This is a genomic window from Legionella taurinensis (assembly GCF_900452865.1).
GTDB classification, from domain to species: Bacteria; Pseudomonadota; Gammaproteobacteria; order Legionellales; family Legionellaceae; genus Legionella_C; species Legionella_C taurinensis.
The window spans coordinates 2,750,001-2,772,995 of the sequence record NZ_UGOZ01000001.1 but is presented as its reverse complement, the minus strand read 5'-3'; the positions used below and the strand labels follow the sequence as shown (position 1 = coordinate 2,772,995).

Genomic DNA, 22,995 nt, shown 5'->3' with positions numbered 1-22,995 from the left:
GATGGCCAGACCTTATGTGTTAGTCCTTTATTATTCACGCAGCGGCGCGACGGCGCAACTGGCGCAATACATTGCCCGAGGGATTGAAAGTGTTGACGGCATGGAGGCCCGCATCCGCACGGTTCCTCCTGTATCCACCACCTGCGAGGCCGTGGATAGCCCTATACCGGATAAAGGCGCGCCGTATGCGACGCTTGATGATTTAAAAAATTGCAACGGGTTAGCCTTGGGCAGTCCGACACGCTTTGGCAACATGGCTGCGCCACTGAAATATTTTCTTGATCAGACAACTCCCTTGTGGCTGGCGGGCGATCTGGTGGATAAACCCGCCTGTGTGTTTTCCTCCTCCGCGTCCATGCATGGCGGTCAGGAAACAACCCTGACCAGCATGATGATTCCGCTACTGCATCAGGGGATGGTTATTCTGGGACTGCCGTATACTGAACCTCAATTGAACACCACCCAATCCGGAGGTACGCCGTACGGTGTGACGCATGTTTCCGGCGTGGCCAATGACAAGCCCCTCAGTGAGGATGAAATGGTGCTGGCAAAACGCTTAGGCAAACGGCTGGCAAGCCTTGCACTGAAAGTGAAGGGATAACTCCGTCCGGAGCCTGTGTTAAACTAAGAGTGAGTTGTTAATAAGACCAAGACGTCTTGCAATTCTCACCCAGTCTCAGTAAGGTCATTTTTTTAAGTAATTGGATATGCAGTGAAAGTTATCAGTTTTAATGCCAATGGTATTCGCGCCGCCGCCAGAAATGGTTTCTATGAGTGGCTGCTGACACAGGACGCGGATTTTGTCTGCCTCCAGGAAACCAAATCCCAGGTCTGTCAATTGCTGCCTGAGGAGCTGTACTTTCCCCGCGATTATTATTGTGATTTCTATGATGCTGAAAAAAAAGGCTACAGCGGCGTTGCCATTTTTTCCAAACACAGGCCAGAGCGCGTCATCAAAGGCCTGGGATTTGATTATTGCGACAAAGAAGGGCGTTACATTCAATTTGATTACCCCAAATTAAGTGTTGTTTCCCTGTACCTGCCCTCAGGAACCAGCGGCGATGGACGTCAGGAGGTAAAATACGATTTCCTCAAACGCTTTGCCGAGCACCTGCTTGCTCTTAAGGAAAAGGGTAAAGAATTGATTATTTGCGGCGATTACAACATTGCTCATAAAAAAATTGATTTGAAAAACTGGCGCAGCAACCAGAAAAATTCCGGGTTTTTGCCGGACGAGCGGGCATGGATGGACCAACTGTTCGGTGCGATGGGCTTTGTCGATGCGTTCCGTGTCCGTAATCAGGAAGAAGAACAGTACACCTGGTGGTCTTATCGCAGCCGTGCCTGGGAAAAGAATGTCGGGTGGAGAATCGATTACCAGGTCATTACCCCGGGTTTAACCGAGAGCGTGGATAGCGTGTACATCCATCGTGAAGGCCGTTGGTCGGATCATGCGCCGTTGATTATCGATTACAAGGGGGATTGGTGCTTAAGTTAGCGAGTTGGAATGTCAATTCCTTAAAAATTCGTCTGGATCAGGTATTAGCCTGGCTTGATGCCACGCAAACGGATGTTTTAGCCTTACAGGAAACCAAGCTCATTGATGAGCAATTTCCGGTCCAGTGTTTTACAGAGCGCGGCTTTGAGGTCGTGTATTCCGGCCAGAAAAGCTACAACGGCGTGGCCGTCATTAGTCGTCACCCCATGACTGAGGTTGCTCGCGATATCCCTGGACTGGATGATCCACAACGGCGTATTCTAGCGGTGACTGTCGCTGGTATACGCCTTATCAATCTTTACATTCCCAATGGTTCGATGGTGAATTCCGAAAAATACCATTATAAATTATCCTGGTTAACCCGGGTAAAGGGCTACATTGAAGAACAATTGGCCCTGCATCCTAAATTGGCGGTGGTGGGGGATTTTAATATCGCCCCAGAAGACAGGGATGTGCACGACCCGGCCGAATGGGTGGGTTCTGTACTGGTCAGTCCGCTGGAGCGGCAAGCCTTTTTTGACATGATTAACCTCGGTTTGACCGACAGCTTCCGTTTATTTGAGCAGGAAGAAAAACTATTCAGCTGGTGGGATTACCGCGCGGCAGGGTTTCGACGCAATCGCGGGTTGCGTATTGATCACTTACTTTTAAGCAGTGAATTGACCGCTTGCTGTCTTCGCTCTACCATTGACAAAGAGCCGCGTAAACATGAACGACCTTCTGATCATGCACCGGTGATGGTTGAACTTGACATCTGATTCAGATCCATAAGGAAAGAAAATGAGAATAATAAAAGGAATTAGTCTGGCCATGCTGCTTTCAACGTCTGCCTTCGCAGCCAATGAAACAGCCGCTCCTGTTGCTCCAGTGGATGATTCACTGCCCATTGCCAAGGTCACCACGGCATCCAAGCTGCTGCGCATTACCCCCCGGCAGGCCTTGTTGCGTTTGAAAGAGGGGAATCAGCGCTTTTTAAGCGGCAATCGGCAAAAGCGTGATTACCTGGCCCAGGCCAAGATGGCTTCTTACGGGCAATACCCTTGGGCTGTGGTGCTGAACTGCATGGATTCACGCAGTGTACCTGAATTGTTTTTTGATCAGGGGCTGGCTGATTTGTTTATTTTGCGTGTGGCCGGAAACGTGCTTAACGATGATATCTTAGGCAGCATGGAATTCGCCACCAAGGCCGTTGGCTCTCGTCTGATTGTTGTTCTGGGCCATACCTCCTGTGGCGCGGTAGTGGGTGCCTGCAAAGACGTTCATTTAGGTCATTTGGACAGCGTTTTGGATAAAATCAGTCCGCTGGTTGCCCCGACCAAGAAAGAAACCCAGTTGGATAGCTGTACGGATCCTGCCTTGATTAACGCCATTGCTAAAAACAATGCATTACGCGTTGTTCAACAAATAGTCCAGCGAAGTCCTATCATTAAAGAGTTAATCGATCAGGGACAAGTGGGTATTGTTGCCGGTATTCACGACATTAAAACCGGTCAGGTCACTTTCTTTGAAGAGGGACGATTATTGCCTGATCGAAAAAATTGATTTAAATCGCCATTTCTGGTAACCTTGCCCGTCATTTACAAACGAGTATGGTGCCCGGCAGGTGACCAGGTGGCGATATTCATTTTTCAAACAGTGAGAGTGGTATTATGCAAGCTTCAATACATCCAGAATACAAAACAATTAAAGTCAGCTGCAGTTGCGGACATACTTTTGAAACCGGTTCAACGTTAGCGCATGATCTGGCTATCGAGGTTTGTGCTGAATGCCATCCTTTTTATACTGGTAAGCAAAAGCTGGTTGATACGGGCGGACGTGTTCAGAAATTCCGTGATCGTTATAAAAAGAAAGATTAATTTTGCTGTTTAGCAACGCTATAATGGCATGATATTATTGATAAAAAATTCCAGGCGCAGTAATTATGCGCCTTTTTTTTGCTAAATGACTATTCATGTTAATTTTTTTTCTATATGATTTTTCGCTGGATTTTGTGAGAAGAGAGTGAGCACCTTGGATAAAGATGAGTTAAAGCAACGCGCCCTGCATTATCATGAGTTTCCCAAAGCAGGGAAACTCGCTGTCAATGTAACCAAGCCGACGAATTCCCAGGATGATTTATCCTTAGCTTATACTCCGGGTGTTGCTGAACCCGTGCTTGCCATTGCTGACAACCCCAACGATGTCTTTCGATACACTGGCAAAGGAAACCTGGTGGCTGTGATGACCAATGGAACGGCAGTTCTCGGACTTGGGAATGTCGGGCCCCTGGCCAGCAAGCCGGTCATGGAAGGAAAGGCCGTGCTTTTTAAACGGTTTGCTGACATCGATGTTTTTGACATTGAAATCGATGCCGATAACCCCCAGGCCTTTATATCAACGGCCAAACGCATTGCCCCAACCTTTGGTGGCATTAATCTGGAAGACATTAAAGCGCCGGAGTGCTTTGAGATAGAGCAGGCCCTGATTGAACAACTGGATATTCCTGTTTTCCATGACGATCAGCACGGTACAGCCATCGTGGTCGCCGCCGGTTTGCTTAACGCACTGGATTTGAAAAAGAAAAAACTGTCTGATGTCCGCATTGTCTGCATTGGCGCCGGCGCGGCCGGTATAGCCTCCATGCGTTTGTTGGTTGCCTTGGGTGCTGACAAGGAAAACATGCTGTTGCTGGACAGCAAGGGCGTCATTCACACCGGCCGGGAAGATCTCAATTCGTATAAATTTGCTTTCGCACGTAAAACCGATCGCCGCACCCTGGCGGATGCGCTTGTGGACGCGGACGTGTTTATCGGTGTGGCCAAACCAGACTTATTAAATGCGGATTTACTAAAATTAATGGCGCCTGATCCCGTCATTTTTGCCCTGTCTAATCCTGATCCGGAAATCAGACCGGAGATAGCTCACCGTTACCGGGATGATTTAATTATCGCCACAGGACGCAGTGACTACCCTAATCAGGTGAACAATGTCTTGTGCTTTCCATACATCTTCAGGGGGGCGCTGGATGTACGTGCCACGTGCATCAATCAGTCAATGCAGATTGCTGCTGTTGAAGCCATCCGTCAATTGGTTCTCGAACCAGTACCTCAAGTCGTTAAGGACAATTATCCCGGTGTGGAAAACTGGGATTTTGGACCTCACTACATCATTCCCAAGCCGATTGATCCCCGCTTGAAAGACAAAGTAGCCCAGGCAGTCGCCAAAGCTGCAATAGCAAGCGGTGTCAGTCGGATTGAGCGCGCACCGAATTAATGAAGCATTTATCCATTCTTGTGCTTAACCAGTGAGTAAGTTAAGGAGTCAGTTTTGCGTACTATGAATGAAAAAAAATACATGGTCATGGCCTGGTTAATTTGTGGTCTTGGTGCTCTGTATTACAGCTATGAGTATTTATTAAGAATATCCCCCAGTGTGATGGAGCCTGCATTAAGGGAACATTTTAATTTGTCTGCAACCGGTTTCGGGTTGTTATCCGCCTTTTATTATTACGCTTATGTTCCTTTGCAAATTCCCGTAGGTGTCCTGCTGGACCGCTACGGTCCCCGCCTGTTACTGACTCTGGCCTGCATGGTTTGTGTCATCGGTACCTTTATTTTCTGCGGTACGCAATTGTTCTGGGTAGCGGCAGTTGGCCGTTTTCTCGTGGGTTTTGGATCCGCATTCGCTTTTGTCGGCGTATTGAAACTGGCCACCATCTGGTTACCGGAAGACAAGCTGGCGATGGTGTCCGGTATGGCTTCCGCGCTGGGTACCATTGGTGCCATGCTTGGCGATAATTTATTGGGATACATGGTTATCAAACTGGGTTGGCGTGAAACAGTAAACTACACTGCCATTTTTGGCATTGGTTTAATTTTTGTCCTTTGGTACGGTATTCGCGACAGGCATCGCAACCAGCGTCAAAGCGGTACGGTGGAAAATTTCCGTCAAAGCATGACGGATTTAGGCATCATCGCCCGCAACAAACAAATCTGGATCAATGGCATGTATGGCTGCCTGGTTTACCTGCCGGCTACGGTGTTTGCTGAACTCTGGGGCATTCCCTATTTAAAAAATGCGCACGGTTTATCACTGGAAGCCGCTGATTTAGCCAATTCCTTGCTTTTCCTTGGTTTTACGATTGGCGCACCTTTATTCGGGTTGCTCTCGGATAAATTGAAACGGCGTAAATTGCCGATGGTCATCGGTGCGGTGGGAGCGGCCATTGTCATGATGATGGTTCTTTACATGCCGGGATTGACAGAGGTTGGCATTGACTCACTGATGTTTGTGTTAGGCCTGCTTTACAGCGCGCAATGCATCGTATTTGCCGTAGGCCGTGAGTTAAGCCCGAATGAAGCGGCGGGAACGGCCATTGCCATGACCAACATGATTGTCATGTTGGGCGCCATGTTCCTGCAACCCCTGGTTGGCCGCTTACTGGATTTCAGTTTGTCGGTCCATACGCACGCTGCCGGCTTGGATGCGCTCTCTACGGATAAACTGGCGCAACTGTATACGGCCAGCGATTATCAATTTGCCTTATCCATTATTCCTTTAGGGATTGTGTTGGCCGCCATATTAACTTTCTTTTTAGATGAGACTCATGCAGACGCTAACCATTAAGTCAATCAGTAAAAGACAGGCTATCCTGGGTAGCCTGATTTGTGCAGTAGGAGCCTTTTTCTACTGCTACGAATTCGTCTTACGCATTCTTCCGGGGGCCTTGCAGAGCGAACTGAGTGCTGCTTTTGGGCATATTTCAGCCACGACCTTTGGTGAATTATCCGCATTTTATTATTTTGCCTATTCACCCATGCAGTTGCCAGTAGGGATGTTGATGGATCGCTTCGGTCCGAGGCGTCTGCTGACTTTTGCCTGTTTGTGCTGTGCCCTGGGTTCCTGGATGTTTACCATCACGTCATCCATGCTCATTGCCGGCAGTGGCCGATTTTTAGTGGGCTTTGGTTCTTCCTTCGCGTTTGTCGGCGTTCTATCGCTGGCCCTGCAGTGGCTTCCCCGGCGTTATTTTTCTCTGGTTGCAGGATTAATCACCACACTGGGTATGCTGGGTTTAGTCTACGGTGAAGTAAAAATCACCGACATTGCCGAGACCATGGGCTGGTTGCATGTGTTGAACCTGATGGTCACCATTGGCGGCGTGCTGACGCTAATTATTTTCTTAATCGTCCGCGATGGCCCCGAAGGGAAGCCTGCCAGTCAGATTCCCATGCCTGAATTCTGGCAGAATGTCCGTTTTGTGCTGCTGTCGCCGCAAGTCTGGCTTGTTGGTTTTGTAGGGGCCTGCCTGTACACCTCCCTTTCAGTTTTTGGTGAATTATGGGGCAAAACGTATCTGGAACAGGCGCATCACTTGAGTAAGATTGAAGCGGCTCATTCGATTTCCGCCATGTTCCTTGGCTGGGCCGTCGGTGCGCCTTTGGCAGGCTATTTCTCCGACTTAACCGGCCGACGCGTGTTGTTCCTAGTGATCGGAGCGATTCTGGGATTGGGATGCATCAGTCTGGTGCTTTATTATCCGGGATTGTCCTATTTCTGGCTCAACGTGTTGTTGTTTTTTTACGGGGTGTTCAGCGCCACCGAAATTATCGTGTTTATCATGGGTAAAGAAAACAGCGGCGCCAAGTTATCAGGAACCGTTTTTGCCGCCGTGAACATGATTGTGACTTTAGGCGGTGTGATTTTCCAACCGTTGGTGGGTAAGTTGCTGGATACCTTTGGCGACAGCCATTTAGTCAACGGCGAACACGTCTACACGGTGGTGGATTATCAGGTTGCGCTCTCGGTGCTGCCCATTTCCTTACTGTTAGTGGCCATTTTTGCTTTTTTCATGAAAGACGCCACGTCCACTCACCACTAATCCTCATCGAAACACGGCGACAAGTTCTTGAACCGGTCGCCGTTGATGCGCTTTGCAACTGATCAGACGCTTGACCGGAAAGGAAATGATGTCGCTGTCCCGGTAATGGTAACGGGTAAACGCAGTATCATGATTAGAAATGACCACGGTGACGCCTTTGTTTGCTGAGGCTATGGCCAGTTCCGCCAATTCAATTTGATCACGCTCGCTGAATCGCTTGTCAATGTAGGACGAGAAACTGGCACTGGCTGACAGCGGAACATAGGGTGGGTCGCAATAGACGATGTCGCCTTTTCCTGCCATGGCAAAGGTCTCACGGAAATCCGCGTGAATAAACTGCACAGACTGGCTGCGTTGATGGAACAGCCTCATTTCCTGTCTGGGAAAATAAGGCCTGCGGTAACGGCCAAAAGGCACATTATAAAATCCTTTCAGATTAAACCGGCATAACCCGTTATACCCATGGCGATTTAAATAAAGGAACAAGGCCGCGCGTTCCCGCGACGGCGGGGTTTGATTGAATTGTTGCCGCAGGTGGTAATACTGTTGTGGCGAATTGTTGGGAGGAATAAAGTAGTGCTCGCAATAATCGATAAAGTCATTGCCTTCTTCACGCAGGTGATTGTAAAGCGTAATTAAGTCAAGATTGCGCTCGGCGAGGAGATAGGAAGCATAACTCGAATTGATAAAGACCGCTCCGGAACCCGCAAAAGGCTCTATCAGGCGTTGAGCGGGCGGGAGGGATTTCAAGATGAATTCCAGGCAGTGGAATTTGTTTCCTGCCCATTTTAAAAAGGGTTTGGTTTTGTTCATAACTGGGTAGACAGAGTGTAAACCGCTCCATTAAAACAGGGCCTGCAGCCCCCCGTGTGGCTAAACCGAATTGTGATCCTGTTTTCCTCTGAATGCAAATTTTCTTTTTCTTTAAAAAACTGCCCGGGCTTTAAGGTTGACGCTGTTAGTCGGCTGTGGGTATGATGCTTCTGCATCAATGAAAAGGGGTTTTAACAGTGAGTGAGCTTAATGAATTTCTCCGTACAGCCTGGGGTTCTGAGCAATGGATTCTGGAAGGCTGGAACAAAATCACGGAAGAGGAAAAAAATCTTATTCGCCAACGTATGGATGAACTGTTCAAAGACGGTCTACCTTTTGAATTGAAGAATCATAAACTATTGTATGTTTTTACGTTTTCCTTACTGGCTCAACTCGAAGTCCTTGCCATTCAGGTGCCTTTAAAATTTCAGGACAAAATGTCCTCTGAAGAACACCGGCAGCGTATGCGGGTACAATTCCTGGATGAAATTTTCCATGGCTTGGTGTTTACCAAAATTGTGTACATGCTTTCAGCCCCTCATGCAATGCCGCCAGCTTACAATGAACACATCGAAGTATTGTGTAATTTTATTCGTAACGAAGACTGCCCTAAAGTGGCGGTGATGCTGCTTAATCTTATTGGTGAAGGCTGGATTGAAGAAATTTTTTATAGTCTTAAAAAGCAAGGTGTCGCTCCGCGGGTGTTTGAGACCATCATTGACGATGAGCACCGCCATGTGTGTGAAGCCGATCTATACAAAGACATTGGTTTGCCTGATATGGACGAAGTCCGTGAAAAAATGGCCTTTCTTGAAGAGCAGTTGCTGACCAATATTTTTTTGCAATACAAATACATGTTTTCCGTCTGTTCGTTACTGGGTGTGGATGGCACCATTGATTTCCTGCAGTCGCTTAACCAGAAACACCTGCAGCAGCTTGAAAAAATTAATTTAAAGCCCAGCGACAACTGGCAATTTTTCATGAAAGTAGGCGAAGAGCTTTTTCCACGAATTCGTGAGATGTCAGAATTGCATTACGCGGTGGAGATGACCCCGATTCGAAAGGTCTTCATGACGCAATGGAGCGATCCCTCCGACCCCACCATGGTTGGTGAATTTAATCTCAACATCAGCTGCATCGATTTCTTTAATAAAAAATTCCCTCCTGAAACCGTTACTATTCTCATGCTACAGGCTGTCAGCCAGGGGTTAAGTGAAACGGATTCGTTCCGATCATTCTTAAATTACCGGCAATTGTTTCAAAGTAAAGAAGCCTACATGGGTTTAATTGTTAAATTGCCTGATTGCGGCGATCACATCGGCACCATCGTTTTTGAAAATTGCCATCGCATGGCCTTTCAGGAAATTGCCGTTCGTGTTCGCAATATCATGAAAATGATGGTTTATTGCTTTAAAAAGCGTGAGTACCTTGAAAAAACCTACCCTCATTTAAGTGTTAAGCTCGAAAAAATGCTCTATGAACTGGCAACCGATGGCTATGATTACCCCTTGCCAGGTAATGCAGTGGTGTCATTAAGTAATATTGGATTTTGCGGCTACGTGCGCACCAAATCGCCTCTGCGCTGCAATGAAGCCATGAAGTTTACGCTCCTGGAAGTTGATCGGAAGCCCGTGTGGAATAAAGAAACGCAGGCATTTGAGCCTCAGGATATTCTACCAGTATCGATCAGCGCTGATCATCGTATTTTTGATGGCAACATCCCGGTGCCAAAAATGGTGCAGGGTTATTTTAACCAGATGTTTGCCAAGTTCCTTGAGGATTTAGCCAACCCGCCAACGCTCATACCGGATACGCAGGAAGCGCAACTGTTTAAAGTGATGGAAGAATTAATTACGCGAAATGTGGAGCTGGCTTACAAAACACTGCTGGTTCTGCAAACCTACTGGGTTGACCCGTTACGGGTTGAAACCCTGCTCAGTGAAGAATTAAGACAGGAATTAGAAAGTAACCCGCCTGAAGGCTTTTATCAATAACAGACTTTGGGCTCTGAGGCTGTCCATTCGCATTGGACAGCCTCAAGCAGCTGTCTGTCTTATATCGCCAGAGTTAGAAGAAAAAGAGCGACCAGTACCACGCTGCCCAGTAACAGATTACCACCCGGGACCAGCACAATACCCCCATCGGGATTGACGCGGCGAGCCCGCCAGGTCATGACGGCAGGCATCAGCAGCAGCAGGATGATGCAACAAACCCCGGCGTAAGCCAGCGCATGCAGGTAGATTCCTGGATTAACCAGAACGACCATCAGGGGCGGCAGGAACGTCAGTACCAACGTCCACTTACCCTGCAAACCTGATTTCTTAAGGGACAAACCATCGGCTAGAAAGTCAAATAAACCAATGGATACGCCTAAAAAGGCAGTCACCATGCAAATGGAGGTGAAAAAGCCAAAAAAGCCGGTAATCCATTGACTGTGAACTGCATTGCTTAATGAGTCCGTCAGGCCGCTGGTGGTGTGTTCATTGCTCGCTAAGGCAATTAATCCATCTGCCCCATCACGTGCAATAACGCCCATAATGACCGCATCCCAGATGATATAACAGGTCAGAGGAATCAACGAGCCAAACAGAATCACTTTGCGCAAGGCAGCCACGTCGTCATTAAAATACTCGCGAAGACTGGGTACAATGGACGCGAAACCAAAGGAGGTGACCAGGATCATCAGGCTGCCGGTAATTGCCTTGATGGAGCCGCCGCTTAGAGTGCTGACGTTGACATGGGGACTGATAATCACAACCAGCAACAGGTAAATGCCGAGTTTACCGAACATTAAACCACGGTTGACATAATCGACGGCCCGAATTCCTGCATAAACCACGAGACTGAATAAGCTGGTAAATACCAAGGCCGTAATCCAGTTCGGCATCGTTAAATGAGCACGCCCTAAAATACCTCCAAGGACATCGCTCCCACCTGAAATATAAGCAGCTAAGAGGGTGTAAAGCAGGAAAAGGTAAGTAACCCAGGCGATAATCTGACCGGGTAAACCCAGGGTGGATTTCGCCATGGAAACCATGTTACTGCCCGCCGGTAAACGCAGATTCACTTCAAGGATCAACAACGCGCCGACGGTCATGATAAGCCAGCATAAAATCAGGAAAAAAATGGAATTGGTAAAACCAACTTCCGCAGTCGAAACGGGTAAGGCCAGCATTCCTCCACCAATGGAAGTACCCACAATAAGAAGAATGCCGCCGATGAATTTAGAATTTGCCAATTTAAAGTCCATTATGTATAAATTTAATACAATATATTAAAGAATATATTCCCCATAGTCAATAGACCGCGCAAGCGAAGCGGTCTATAGCACATGCAGCATTTGCAATACTGCATGAATTAATAATAAAAATGAACAAAAAATCACAAAAACAGGGGTCAACCTCCCGCCTGGGACCTGGTATTCACTTTTAAACTTTTTCCGCCCCAGCATGACCATCAATGCGGGTAAAAGCAACAATAAAATCACACAAAAAATACCGGCATAACTCAGTGCGGAAATGTAGGCTCCAGGATAATAAAGCACCAGAAGCAGGGGGGGGAGGAAGGTTAACAGAAACAAACCCAAGCCTTCCTTGCCCTTTTGTTCCACTTTAAGACCGTCAGCCAGAAAGCTAATCAAGCAGAGCGAAACACCCAGAAAAGCCGTGAGCATGCAAATGGAAGTGAAGAAATTAAACAAGGAGGTAATGAGGGTGCTGTGCACCGTTTTTGCGAGCATGGCCGCTAATTCGCTGTTGGTGCGATCACTGTGCATTAACGCGGCCAACCCGGAATCGCCGGTTGATGGCAGGGTGCCAATGATCACTGCATCCCACGCCAGGTAGCAAAGCAGGGGAATGAAGGAGCCAATTAAAATAACCCGCCTCAAAGTTTTGATGTCATCATTAAAGTATTCGCGAAGATTGGGAACGATGATGGCGAAACCAAAAGAAGTGATTAACAGCATGATGCTGCCGGCAATGTAGCGGTAATTGCCGCCATCGAGGTAATTTAATTGAATGTGGGGCGCGATCAGGACCACCAGAATCAAATACACCCCGAGTTTACCGAACATCAGCCCACGGTTGAGCAAATCGACGCTGCGGATCCCGGCATAAACCACCGCGCCGAAGGCTAAGGTAAACAATAAACTGGCCTGCCATTCATTGAGGTGCAGTCCTATACGGGAAAACAGGCTGGCAAAAATGTCCGCCCCGCCTGAGATGTAGGCGGATAAAAGGGTATACAGGAGAAAAAGGTAGCTCAGCCAGGCAGCCAATAACCCTGCCTTGCCTAACGTGGCTTCCGCCATGGAAACCATGTGTTTGCCGCGGGGCAAATAGAGATTGGCTTCAAGGATAAACAGAGCGCCCAAGGTCATGACCGCCCAACATAAAAAAAGAAAGAAGGTTGATTGCCAGAAACCAGTCGCGGCATTAGCGACCGGCAGCGCCAACATGCCACCGCCAATGGATGTGCCTACAACGAGAAGAATGCCGCCAATGAATCTGGATTTCATAATAACCTCCAATGAAGAATCCTGTCCTTAACACTTACAAGCTTCGCATCCATGAGGCTTTGGGTTTCGGGTGCTCCGGTAGGAGCACTATTTTGTCATGGCCACGGCCGGCATAGGCGCGGGGCGTGCAATGGGCGCATTAAACCATTGTATTTCCACACGGCGATTTTGAGCGCTGCCATGAATGATTTTATTGTCTGAAACGTCATGCTTGTCGCCATACCCTTCCGCCGTCAGGCGCTGGGCTTGAATGCCATTGGCCCATAAAAAAGTCAGCATGGCTTCGGCGCGGGCTTGCGACAGCTTTTGTTTATGCCGTCTTGAACCGATATTATCGGTAAACCCGGCAACATAGATAGTACTATTTGGATATAAACGAAGCAATCGCACAATATTGACCAGGGCCGGATAACAGATATCATTCAATTCTGGCGTATCAAAGACATAATAACGGTCGGTCGGCACAATTAACGTCATGGTATCGCCGTACTCAACAAATTGAATGTCCTGTCCGTTCAGATCGTTCACGATGGCTTGTTTGGTTTCCTTATAAAGGCTGGTGGCCGCTCCCGCAATGCCGCCGACCACAATGCCCCCTGGAATGGCTGCTGAACTGGCGGCACTGGCCACGGTACCGGCGATAAGACCGTAGGTTGCCCCCTTGGCCGTGTATTTGGGCATGGTGTTATAGGGTTTGAAGTTATTGTAGGGTGGTTTGTAGCAGCCGCTCAGAGACAAAGGCAGCAGCAGGCTTGATATAGCCAGGTATCGGGCGGCGTGTTTGGGTGACATTCCTACTCCTGTTACAGATCTATCCCTCATTATTAAGCATCCCTGCCTATTTCGCAATCAATGCCCTCATTTTCTGCTGACAGGGCCGGGTTGCCAAGGTTATGGATGAAATAATCCATTGTAAATTAAAGCATTAGATAAAAAAACCTGCTTAACAGACTACGAAAGGCCATCAGCATTGGGTATAGTGAAAGACCGTCTCAATGGATGTCTTACGCATGGCAGAGAAAAAATTTTCATTCAAATTATCCCTGGCTGCATTGGGGGTGGTATTTGGGGATATTGGAACCAGCCCTTTGTATGCCATTCGTGAAACCCTGTGGGGACTCCCCATCAATCAGCTGGACGTCATGGGGGTTTTATCCCTGGTGTTCTGGTCGCTGATTATTGTAATTTCCCTCAAATACCTGGCGGTGGTTCTGCGGGCCGACAACGATGGCGAGGGCGGTATTTTAGCCTTACTGGCCCTGTTGAAACGCAAACGTGCCCGTCACGAGCACCTGTTTTATCTTGTGGCTATTTTTGGGGCTGGATTATTAATCGGTGACGGGATGCTGACGCCGGCTATTTCAGTCACCAGTTCCATTGAAGGTTTAAAAACCGTGTCGCCGCAACTGGAAAAATGGGTGGTTCCTTTTTCCTGCGTCATTCTAATCGCTTTATTTTCCCTGCAATACAAAGGAACGGCCAAAATAGGTTTTGCCTTTGGACCCCTGTTGTTGATTTGGTTTGTGACCATCGCTATCCTGGGGATGAATAAAATTATTGATAATCCCGAGGTACTGAAAGCGGTTAACCCTTATTATGCGTTTGAGTTTTTTCGAGAAAACGGCATGAAAGGCTTTTTTTTGCTGGGGGGCGTTTTTCTGGTGGTGACCGGTGGGGAAGCCATGTATGCTGACATTGGCCATTTTGGTAAAAATCCTATCCGTGCCAGTTGGTTTATGATTGCCTTGCCCTGTCTGTTATTGAATTATTTTGGCCAATGCGCCAATCTCCTCGCCCACCCTGAAGACATTGACAACCCGTTTTACAATCTTGCGCCCGACGGCTTTTTTATCCCTCTGCTCATCATTTCAACCATTGCCACCATCATTGCTTCCCAGGCGTTGATTACCGCGACCTTTTCATTGACGCGGCAAGCGGTGTTGCTTGGGCTTTATCCTAAACTGCAGATCATTCAAACCTCCAAAGAGCACGCGGGGCAGATTTACATTCCTCAGGTTAATTTTTTCCTGATGATTGGCACCTTGTTGCTGATTATTATTTTCCAGAGTTCAGCCAATCTTGCTCATGCTTACGGCATTGCCGTTAACCTGACCATGCTGATGGTTACCCTGATGGTGGCCTATGCGTCCATCAAGGTCTGGCATTGGTCGCTTGTCAGGACACTTTTGGTGTTTTCGTTATTTGTGTCGGTTGATTTGCTGTTTCTGGCATCCAATTCGCACAAATTCATTACCGGCGGGTGGGTGCCGATTGGGTTTGCCTTGCTTGTCGCCACCGTCATGTTTACCTGGAATAACGGTCTGCAGTATTTAAAAAATAATTACTACATGGCAAAAGAAGACATCTCCAAAATAGTGAAGCAATTGCATTACAAAACCTTAAACAAGCTTCCCGGGCTAACGGCCATTTTTATTACCGATACCTACGATCGAAGCGGGGGTAGTTTCCTGCATTTCTTAAAACTGAGTCTTTCCGTTCCTCAAAACATTCTGATAGTCAATTACATCGTGCGTAATCGCCCGCACATTTACGTTAAACATCGTTTTGAAGTCAATAAACTCGATGAAACCATTTATGAATTAACCCTGAACTATGGCTTTATGGATAACATTTCCATTCCCGAGGCGCTGGAAATATTAAATGAGAAGGGAATTCTGCCGTTCAAACTGAATGTGGATAATGCCACTTACCTGGTGGAAATCCCCAACATCATGGCGTCGCGCGAGAAACGCTCCCTTAATTTTTATTGGCAGGAAAAATTATTTGCCTTCCTGATGCGTAATTATTCGGTGAACCTCAATATTGAATTTTACAAACTGCCCTACAACCGCACTATGGCCATCGGGACTTATTTCCAAATTTAATCAGTTCCTGACATGACAACCATTGGACAAGGGTTTTGACGGCAGGACGACCTGGATGTTAATGCCTTTTATTGTCGGGCTACTGCGCGCCTGTGAGAGGTATTCAATCAGCGGCACATCGACTACTTTGCCGTATTGTGACGAAGCCTGACGGAAAATGGGCTTGCCATTCTTCCAGAAAACAAAGCCCAGGTGCGATACATTGAGGTTGGTGCCAATTTGTTTGCGTAAATTCCAGTTGGGTCTGACGATTTCAACAATGGCGGCCTCAGGAATCTGCTTAAACAGGTATTGGTTAGCCCTGCCCTTGGCATCAAACAACGCTGTAAACGGCAGGTAGGGCAGAGTAGACACCGTTCGTGGCAACTTGCTTCCCAGGGTCTGTAACTCATGGAGCCGTTGCTTCCTCAGGTGCGGATCAGGATGAAGCAAACGGATATGGTCGTCGCCAAAATGCCCATACCAGGAGGGTTTATCAATAAACGCGGTCGCTGTTTTAAACACGGGATTTCTTTTTTCATCGACAAGGGTGGCTGTGATGTCTTTAACGTAACCCTGACGCTGATTATTATGGTTCCAGTCTAAACCGGTAAAATGATTGCGATGGATAAAACCCAATTGCCCCTGGTTGTAGCGAAGATTTCTCAGGCAGTGTTGAAAGGTCTGTGTATTATTGGCCAGCGCAATGGCCAATATGGTGGTGACATAGGTTTCGCAATCAAACGCATCCGTACGGTAACGCGGGTATTGATCAAAACGCGCACGGCTCCCTTCGCCCAGGGCGCCAAGCACATAGGGCTTCCCCAGGAAATAGCCGCTGACTTTATCAAGACGCTGTGCCATGTCAAAATTCGGTATGTGATTGATGCTGTGATATAGTCCCGTTAACGTCGCGACGGCCTGTTTTTCTTCAGTGACCGCCGCGTCAACAGAAACAGCGGAGAGGCCGAGCGTCAGTGTCATCATGGAGGATAAAAATGTCTGGCAGGTTTTTCTCATGGCCTTCTCGGCAAATTGGATGGTTGAATTTTAACCCTGATGCAACAGAGGTACAAGAATGCTGAATGCAATATGGTTGGGGATGATCGTTTTGTCCGTGGTCGTCGGGGCCATTGAAGGACGACTGGATAATGTCGTGCATGCCGTGACCGACTCGGCCAAACTTGGGTTTGAAATCGCACTGGGCTTAAGCGGCATCATGGCGTTGTGGTTGGGTATTATGGCCATTGCGTCGGAGTCAGGCCTGGTGAATCGCTTTGCGCGCTGGCTTAAGCCGGTTCTGCGGCCCTTGTTTCCTGATGTGCCAATGGATGATCCGGCCATGGGGGCCATGGTGATGAACATTGCCGCGAATATGCTGGGGTTGGCCAATGCAGCAACCCCATTTGGTCTTAAAGCCATGAACGAACTGCAACGTTTAAACGGCAAGGCGGAGCAGGCAAGCGATGCGATGTGCACTTTTTTGGCCATTAACACCTCAAGCGTGCAATTGATCCCGGCGACAGCCATTGCATTTCTTGCGGCAAATGGCGCTCACCAACCCAGCTCGGTGATTTTCACTTCTCTGATAGCCACCAGTGTCTCAACCCTGGTTGCCATTGTTGCTGTAAAACAATTAGCCAAATTACCGGCCTATCGTTTAAGAGAGGTTGAGATCAATGATTGAGATTGCCAATGCCATTTCCAATTGGATTCTGCTGCTTTTTGTAGTCGGTATTCCGCTTTACGGTACATTTAAAAAAATCAATGTGTTTGATGCCTTTGTCAGTGGTGCGAAGCAGGGGTTTGAAACCAGCATCAGCATTGTTCCCTACCTGATTGCCATGATGGTGGCGATTGGAATGCTCAGGGCCTCCGGTTTTTTTGAACTGTTAAATGCCATCCTGGCTCCTGTGCTGTCATGGTTTGGTATGCCGTCGGAGTTATTGCCCTTAGCCCTCATCAGGCCATTTTCGGGAAGTGCTGCCACAGGAGTCATGGCTGAATTGATTCATGAAAACGGAGGGGATTCGTTTATTTCAAAAACAGCCGCCACCATGATGGGCAGTACCGAAACGACGTTTTATGTCATCGCGGTTTATTTTGGCGCAGTCGGGATTAAACGCACCCGCCATGCCATCCCGGCAGGGCTTCTTGCGGATTTAGCCGGGATTGTGGCGAGTGTGGTTGTTTGCCGTTACCTCTTTTTGTAGCCGGAAATAGCGGGGCTAGGCGTTCGACTTTTCCGTTGCCGTCTTTAATCGGGACGGGGGTAAGACGGGCATGATCACAATGTCATGCAGGCGCCAGTTGTATTGTTCAAGCCTATGGCGCAACGCATTGAGTTTCACTAAAGAAACCTCGTCCGTCTTCGGTTCAATGAGGATATCGCCAAAAAAAACGTGGCCCTCATCACGAAAACGGGTCGTCACCGACTGAACCCAGTTTTCTTTTTTTATAAGGGCTTTTACCTCGGCAATCAAGGGATCTGTTTTTTCAAGGCCTATCATTTTGGGGATCTCGTCCAGCAAGTCGTAGACAGATTGTTTAAAATTCTGATAGCCGTCATGGATGATGCTGATTGAAATCAGGATTCCCACACTGGCATCCGCCCACCAATAACCCAATCCAATGCCCAGAATACCGACAATACTGGCAAAAGCGCTCATCCAGCTCGCTTTGTTCATTTTTGAATCGGTAAATAAAATCTTGTCATAGAGTTTTCGCGAGAGCGGGAGTTTGATGTGACCAAGAATGGTGGAGGGTATCCCGGACCATAACAGCGCGGGGATCATGATAAAGCCCAGCCACACCGAATGATCGAAAAAAAACACCGTGGGAATGGTTGGATGTTCCTGTTGCAGGAGAACAACAAAGCCATCAACGAAAAGATAAATGCCCAGGATGAGCAATGCCAGTGAACTGGTAAAAAAAGACATGGTGGTCACACGATGAAAACCATAGGGGAAATTACGATTGGCTTTCCATTTGACAAGACGGCTGGCTATCAAAAAAGACGCGGGTGGGATAATACCAAGCATGTCTTCAAGCCAGATTGTTTTCATGGTTTGCGAGTTGGACATAACTAAAAACGAAAAAAAGCTGGTGGAAATCATGTAAATAAAGGAAATCCATTCATAGCGGATGGCCTGGCTATAAAGGGGGCGCAATGTTTTCGGAAATTCCAGGGTTTTAGTGACGTGCAGCATGCTGAATTTCCTTTTGTTGGTGGATAAATTCATTCACCGCTTTAAGCCAGGCATTTTCGCCGGGCGGTACCGCCAACACATAGGCTGTGGATTCTTTCTTGTAATAAGGCACGGTAAAGGCAAGAAGTTTAGACCAGGGTGAATCCTGATGAATGGCGCAGGCGGCGACATCGAGTTTAAAGTGCTGCAACTGTCGATACAACGCTTCCTGATTGTCGGAATACCAGGTTATTTCAGCGTGTAAATCCCGAGCTAATTTTAGTAATAACTCGGTTTCTTCTGAGGGTGTCGCCTGATTTGAACATACACCCGCTTTTAAACGATGAGTCTCTTGAATGGTCTTTAACGTGCGATTGGGATCGTCGGGAAATTGACAACTCGAAAGCGCAATCACAAGGCAGGTTGTTTGTAGGCTGTTTACCCATTTTACCATGATGATTCCTTTCCTTGGCCGCTCCAGTTTGTCAGGCTAATTTAAAGCATGGATTTCTGTATTTGCCTGGATTTTCTGTGAATAAAAATTAAAACGCGTTAATTATCAGGTATTCATTTTATCCAAACCTATGGTAATGTTAAATGGAAATCGACCTTTCATGGTTGGTATTCATGCTGTAATCAAATCGTAATGAACAAAAATATAAGGAAATGTCATGAATTCAAAGCTTTTATTTTCTTTGGTTTGCAGCGCCGTGTTGTTCGCTTCCGGTTGCAATACCAACTCGGGTTATGAAACCACAGTTAATCAGCCTGTGACGCATGTTTCTGTTGCGCAAAAACAAACAGATGCCAAGATTTTGAGCAGCTTGATTGTGCTGAATAAAAACGAAATTGCTGCCGCCAATGCAGCGCAACAAAAATCAGCCAACCATGCGGTTAGAAATTATGCTGAAACCATGAATAAGGCTCACAGCAGAAACCTGCAGGAAGCCGAGCGTTTAAGCCAACAACTGGATGTTGCTCCCAAGCAAGGTCAAACAGCGGCGCAATTGCAACGCAAAGGCCGACAAGAACTGGCTAGCTTAAACCGTCTGCAAAATCATGCCTTTGATCGCGCTTACATCAATGCCATGGTTAAAGATCATGCAGCGGCGCTGCAATTACTGGATCAACGTTTGATTCCTCAGGCGACTAATCCACAATTACGTCAATACCTGGAAGCGACCCGTGCTCATGTGGCTCAGCATTTAAAACAGGCACAAGCTGTTCAAAGTCAATTGGCCAATTCGTAATAATAAAAAACCGGGCGAGCGTGCTGCGCATCCGGTTTTGATTTTCGATTCTGATTAATTAACCTTTTTTACCCTGCTTTCTTGCTCTACTGGCGAGATTGCCATCTTCATAAAGTTTCAATTGCGCAAGCAAGGTATTGGTGTTGGCTTTAAATGTGGCTAATTCGCGCCCTGAGATCGGCGCTCCTCGTGGCAGAGTCACCGTTGTCGGGTTTTTAGGCTGGCCGTTAATATGGAATTCATAATGGCAATGCGGACCCGAAGCCAGACCCGTCTGACCCACGTAACCAATGACCTGACCCCGACGTACGAAGTCACCGCGGGATAATCCTTTCTGGAATTTGAGCATGTGCCCGTAAATGGTGCTGTAAAGCTTGTTGTGGTTAATCTTAATCATGTTCCCATAACCGCTTTGACGGCCGATAATTTCAATGCGGCCATCGCCGGTGGCTTGAATGGGGGTGCCGATACGGGCAGCCAGATCCACACCTTTGTGGGCACGTCGATAATGAAGTATGGGATGGTAACGCGACAGGCTGAATGTCGAGCTGATATGACTGAAGCGGATAGGGTAGCGATTAAAGGCCTTTTTGAGGCTGGTACCCTGCGGCGTGTAATAGTCTGTACGGCCATCGCGGCTGGTGTGACGGATGGCCTGAAACGTGCGGCCGCCATTTTTGTACGAAACAGCCAGAATATCGCCGGTGCCGACCAGTTTATCTTCAATGTAATAAGCTTTGTATATAATGGTAAAGCGATCGCCGGCTCTCACATCGCGGGCAAAATCGATATCCCAGGTAAAAATATCGGTCATCTGCTGAATCAGCTTGTAGGGGATGTTGTTGCGTTTGGCGGTGCCGTACAGCGAGCCTTTCACCGTTGCCGTCAGGAAATGGCTATGGCTGTTCATCTTTCGTGAATTGATTTTGCTCTTGTAATGCGCTCCGTCACGGTAAACGACCATGTATTGGGTACTGGTAAAGGGCAGGATCATTTTTTCCAGCACCTGCTTGTTGACCAGAAATTGAATTTCTTCGTTCGGTTTAAGTTTCGACAGTGCTTTGGCATGAGGATTGTCTTTAATAATGATGCCTAAAGTTTTTGCACTTAACCCGACTCGATTAAAGACGCTGGCTAACGAATCACCCGGACGGGCCTTAATGATTTTCCATTCCTTGCCGTTGACGATTTTCTTTTTAGCGATAACCGGAGCGGCGGTTTTTACTGCCTGGGGTTGTTTTTGTTTTTTTGCGGCGGCGACGGCGACGGTGCCAACGGACGTGGGACCGGTCTTGGCTTTGACTGTCTGAGGCGGTGCCTCCTGCCCTGCATGGGGGAGCGCGACACTGCGGTTGGTAAACCGTGTCTTCTGTTTATGAGGGAATGACTTGACCAGAATAAAAGGCAAGGCAAAAGCGATTACCAAAGCAATCAGCGCCAGCAATTTAGATGGTTTTTCCGGACTATTTAATGAGACATTGGGTCTGTGATCCATGTTTCGCCTTTACTACTGTCATCCCAGGAGAATCTGTTAATTAAAATAAACGTGTTACAGTCTTCTTTGGCTCTGACCGCTTAAGTAATAAGGTATCCCAATCGTGTCCAGTGATTGACGAATCAGCCGTTACTAGTCATTACCATCCTAAAGCGTTCATGCTTTTTTGCTTATTCTTTGTACTGTCCTCTAGCGAGAACAGAATAACCGGGCTAAGATACTCGCTGCAAGAAGTTAGGTCAATCATTAAAAAAGGTTTTACACGCATGATAATCGCAGATTCCGCTTACAATGAGCTGAAAAGAGGGTGTGAGGAAATTCTCCCGGAACAGGAGCTTGAAAAGAAATTACTCAAAAATCGTCCTTTGCGTATTAAAGCGGGGTTTGATCCCACCGCACCCGATTTGCACCTCGGGCATACCGTCCTGCTAAACAAGTTGCGTCAATTTCAACACATGGGACATGATGTGATTTTTCTGATTGGGGATTTTACTGCCATGATTGGCGACCCCACCGGTAAGAATGTGACACGCATGCCGCTGACCCGCGAAGAAGTGCTGGTGAATGCCGAGACCTATCAGCATCAGGTTTTTAAAATCCTTGATCCGCAAAAAACCACGATTGCTTTCAATTCCCAGTGGCTTGGTCAATTGAATGCGGCGGATTTAATTCGTCTGGCAGCAACCCATACCGTGGCAAGAATGCTGGAACGTGATGATTTCAACAAGCGCTATACCTCAGGGCAGCCTATCGCGATTCATGAATTCCTATATCCTCTTATACAAGGGTATGACTCCGTGGAGTTAAAAGCGGATGTTGAGTTAGGCGGAACAGACCAGAAATTTAACTTATTAATGGGACGGGAGTTACAAAAGCATTACGGACATGAACCGCAGGTCATTATGATGCTGCCTCTGATTGAGGGATTGGATGGCGTTAAGAAGATGTCGAAGTCACTGAACAATTACATTGGTATTGCAGAAAGCGCAGACAGTATGTTTGGCAAAATCATGTCCATCAGTGATGAACTAATGTGGCGCTACCTTGATTTATTAAGTTTCAGACCCATCTCTGAAGTGGAGGGGCTGAAAAAATCAGTGGCGGAGGGCTACAACCCGCGCGATGTAAAAATTGAGCTGGCTAAAGAAATCATTGCCCGCTTTCATGATAAGGCCGCTGCCGAGAGAGCACATCAGGCATTCATCGAGCGATTTCAAAAAGGGGAAATACCGGAGGATCTGCTGGAGCAGGAGTTGACCATCAGTGAACCCATCAGCATTGCCCAACTGTTAAAACAACTTGATTTAACCAAAAGCACCTCGGAAGCCATGCGTATGGTGAGTCAGGGTGCCGTTAAAATTGACGGCGAAAAAGTCAGCGATTCGACGAAAACCATGGCAAAGGGCGAGGCTTGTATTATTCAGGTTGGAAAACGACGCATTGCTAAAGTGCGCCTGACTTGAATAAAAAATAATCATCCCCATATAGAATAAGAATAAAAATACAGG

The 22,995-nt window shown here is 47.4% G+C and carries 22 protein-coding genes; 14 read left to right on the top strand and 8 right to left on the bottom strand.

The window, feature by feature from the left end:
* Position 1 precedes the first annotated feature (1 nt).
* From wrbA to DYE45_RS12675, 8 genes are all read left to right on the top strand, one after another.
* Positions 2–601, top strand: a complete 600-nt coding sequence (gene wrbA / locus DYE45_RS12710; protein WP_108294943.1) for an NAD(P)H:quinone oxidoreductase — start codon at positions 2–4, stop codon at positions 599–601.
* A gap of 111 nt (positions 602–712) precedes the next feature.
* Complete coding sequence (locus DYE45_RS12705; RefSeq protein ID WP_108294941.1) at positions 713–1,498, top strand: exodeoxyribonuclease III; 786 nt, start codon at positions 713–715, stop codon at positions 1,496–1,498.
* A complete protein-coding gene (gene xth / locus DYE45_RS12700) occupies positions 1,486–2,256 on the top strand; it encodes an exodeoxyribonuclease III (RefSeq protein ID WP_108294939.1) in 771 nt (256 codons plus the stop codon). The genes DYE45_RS12705 and xth overlap by 13 nt, the downstream gene beginning before the upstream one ends.
* A 22-nt stretch (positions 2,257–2,278) precedes the next feature.
* Positions 2,279–3,040 carry a carbonic anhydrase gene (locus DYE45_RS12695; RefSeq protein WP_242602732.1) on the top strand — a complete coding sequence of 254 codons (762 nt, stop codon included), beginning with the start codon at positions 2,279–2,281 and terminating at the stop codon, positions 3,038–3,040.
* Between the two features lie 107 nt (positions 3,041–3,147).
* A complete protein-coding gene (gene rpmE / locus DYE45_RS12690) occupies positions 3,148–3,354 on the top strand; it encodes a 50S ribosomal protein L31 (protein ID WP_108294937.1) in 207 nt (68 codons plus the stop codon).
* A 154-nt stretch (positions 3,355–3,508) separates the two neighbouring features.
* The gene (locus tag DYE45_RS12685; protein WP_108295025.1) at positions 3,509–4,750 is read left to right on the top strand and encodes a malic enzyme-like NAD(P)-binding protein; all 1,242 of its coding nucleotides are present in this window, start codon (positions 3,509–3,511) and stop codon (positions 4,748–4,750) included.
* Positions 4,751–4,813: 63 nt separating this feature from the next.
* Complete coding sequence (locus DYE45_RS12680; protein WP_108294935.1) at positions 4,814–6,103, top strand: MFS transporter; 1,290 nt, start codon at positions 4,814–4,816, stop codon at positions 6,101–6,103.
* On the top strand, positions 6,084–7,358 hold the full coding sequence (locus tag DYE45_RS12675; RefSeq protein WP_108294933.1) for an MFS transporter: 1,275 nt from the start codon (positions 6,084–6,086) through the stop codon (positions 7,356–7,358). Before DYE45_RS12680 ends, DYE45_RS12675 begins: the two co-directional genes overlap by 20 nt.
* A gap of 3 nt (positions 7,359–7,361) precedes the next feature.
* Here the strand turns inward: DYE45_RS12675 and DYE45_RS12670 are convergent, their stop codons facing one another.
* Positions 7,362–8,171, bottom strand: a complete 810-nt coding sequence (locus DYE45_RS12670; RefSeq protein WP_108294931.1) for a Dam family site-specific DNA-(adenine-N6)-methyltransferase — start codon at positions 8,169–8,171, stop codon at positions 7,362–7,364.
* Positions 8,172–8,368: 197 nt separating this feature from the next.
* Here DYE45_RS12670 and DYE45_RS12665 point away from each other — a divergent pair, with 197 nt between their 5' ends.
* Positions 8,369–10,165, top strand: coding sequence for a 2-oxo acid dehydrogenase subunit E2 (locus DYE45_RS12665; RefSeq protein WP_108294929.1), 1,797 nt, complete (start codon positions 8,369–8,371; stop codon positions 10,163–10,165).
* Positions 10,166–10,224: 59 nt separating this feature from the next.
* Here DYE45_RS12665 and DYE45_RS12660 read toward each other — a convergent pair whose 3' ends face one another.
* From DYE45_RS12660 to cmpA, 3 genes are all read right to left on the bottom strand, one after another.
* Positions 10,225–11,409 (bottom strand): amino acid permease, encoded by a 1,185-nt coding sequence (locus DYE45_RS12660; RefSeq protein ID WP_108295023.1) that lies wholly within the window; start codon positions 11,407–11,409, stop codon positions 10,225–10,227.
* An 84-nt stretch (positions 11,410–11,493) separates the two neighbouring features.
* Entirely contained in the window at positions 11,494–12,690 is a 1,197-nt protein-coding gene (locus DYE45_RS12655; protein WP_115300976.1) for an amino acid permease, read from the bottom strand.
* A gap of 87 nt (positions 12,691–12,777) precedes the next feature.
* On the bottom strand, positions 12,778–13,482 hold the full coding sequence (gene cmpA, locus DYE45_RS12650) for a C-OmpA-like family protein CmpA (RefSeq protein ID WP_108294925.1): 705 nt from the start codon (positions 13,480–13,482) through the stop codon (positions 12,778–12,780).
* 218 nt (positions 13,483–13,700) lie between these two features.
* Here cmpA and DYE45_RS12645 point away from each other — a divergent pair, with 218 nt between their 5' ends.
* Positions 13,701–15,575, top strand: coding sequence for a potassium transporter Kup (locus DYE45_RS12645; protein ID WP_108294923.1), 1,875 nt, complete (start codon positions 13,701–13,703; stop codon positions 15,573–15,575).
* Here DYE45_RS12645 and DYE45_RS12640 read toward each other — a convergent pair whose 3' ends face one another.
* Positions 15,576–16,574, bottom strand: coding sequence for an N-acetylmuramoyl-L-alanine amidase-like domain-containing protein (locus DYE45_RS12640; protein WP_108294921.1), 999 nt, complete (start codon positions 16,572–16,574; stop codon positions 15,576–15,578).
* Between the two features lie 58 nt (positions 16,575–16,632).
* Here DYE45_RS12640 and DYE45_RS12635 point away from each other — a divergent pair, with 58 nt between their 5' ends.
* Entirely contained in the window at positions 16,633–17,241 is a 609-nt protein-coding gene (locus DYE45_RS12635; protein ID WP_108294919.1) for a nucleoside recognition domain-containing protein, read from the top strand.
* Positions 17,234–17,767, top strand: coding sequence for a spore maturation protein (locus DYE45_RS12630; protein WP_108294917.1), 534 nt, complete (start codon positions 17,234–17,236; stop codon positions 17,765–17,767). The genes DYE45_RS12635 and DYE45_RS12630 overlap by 8 nt, the downstream gene beginning before the upstream one ends.
* Positions 17,768–17,782: 15 nt before the next feature.
* Here the strand turns inward: DYE45_RS12630 and DYE45_RS12625 are convergent, their stop codons facing one another.
* Positions 17,783–18,763: a cation efflux transmembrane domain-containing protein gene (locus DYE45_RS12625; protein ID WP_160160735.1), complete on the bottom strand. Its 981-nt coding sequence runs from the start codon at positions 18,761–18,763 to the stop codon at positions 17,783–17,785.
* Complete coding sequence (locus DYE45_RS12620) at positions 18,747–19,196, bottom strand: type 2 periplasmic-binding domain-containing protein (RefSeq protein WP_108294913.1); 450 nt, start codon at positions 19,194–19,196, stop codon at positions 18,747–18,749. Before DYE45_RS12620 ends, DYE45_RS12625 begins: the two co-directional genes overlap by 17 nt.
* A gap of 217 nt (positions 19,197–19,413) precedes the next feature.
* Here DYE45_RS12620 and DYE45_RS12615 point away from each other — a divergent pair, with 217 nt between their 5' ends.
* A complete protein-coding gene (locus tag DYE45_RS12615) occupies positions 19,414–19,992 on the top strand; it encodes a DUF4142 domain-containing protein (RefSeq protein WP_108294911.1) in 579 nt (192 codons plus the stop codon).
* A 58-nt stretch (positions 19,993–20,050) separates the two neighbouring features.
* On the opposite strand, the gene DYE45_RS12610 is transcribed toward DYE45_RS12615, so the two are convergent.
* On the bottom strand, positions 20,051–21,487 hold the full coding sequence (locus DYE45_RS12610) for a peptidoglycan DD-metalloendopeptidase family protein (protein ID WP_108294909.1): 1,437 nt from the start codon (positions 21,485–21,487) through the stop codon (positions 20,051–20,053).
* A 266-nt stretch (positions 21,488–21,753) separates the two neighbouring features.
* On the opposite strand from DYE45_RS12610, the gene tyrS reads away from it, so the two are divergent.
* Positions 21,754–22,950 (top strand): tyrosine--tRNA ligase, encoded by a 1,197-nt coding sequence (gene tyrS, locus DYE45_RS12605; protein ID WP_108294907.1) that lies wholly within the window; start codon positions 21,754–21,756, stop codon positions 22,948–22,950.
* Positions 22,951–22,995: the final 45 nt, after the last annotated feature.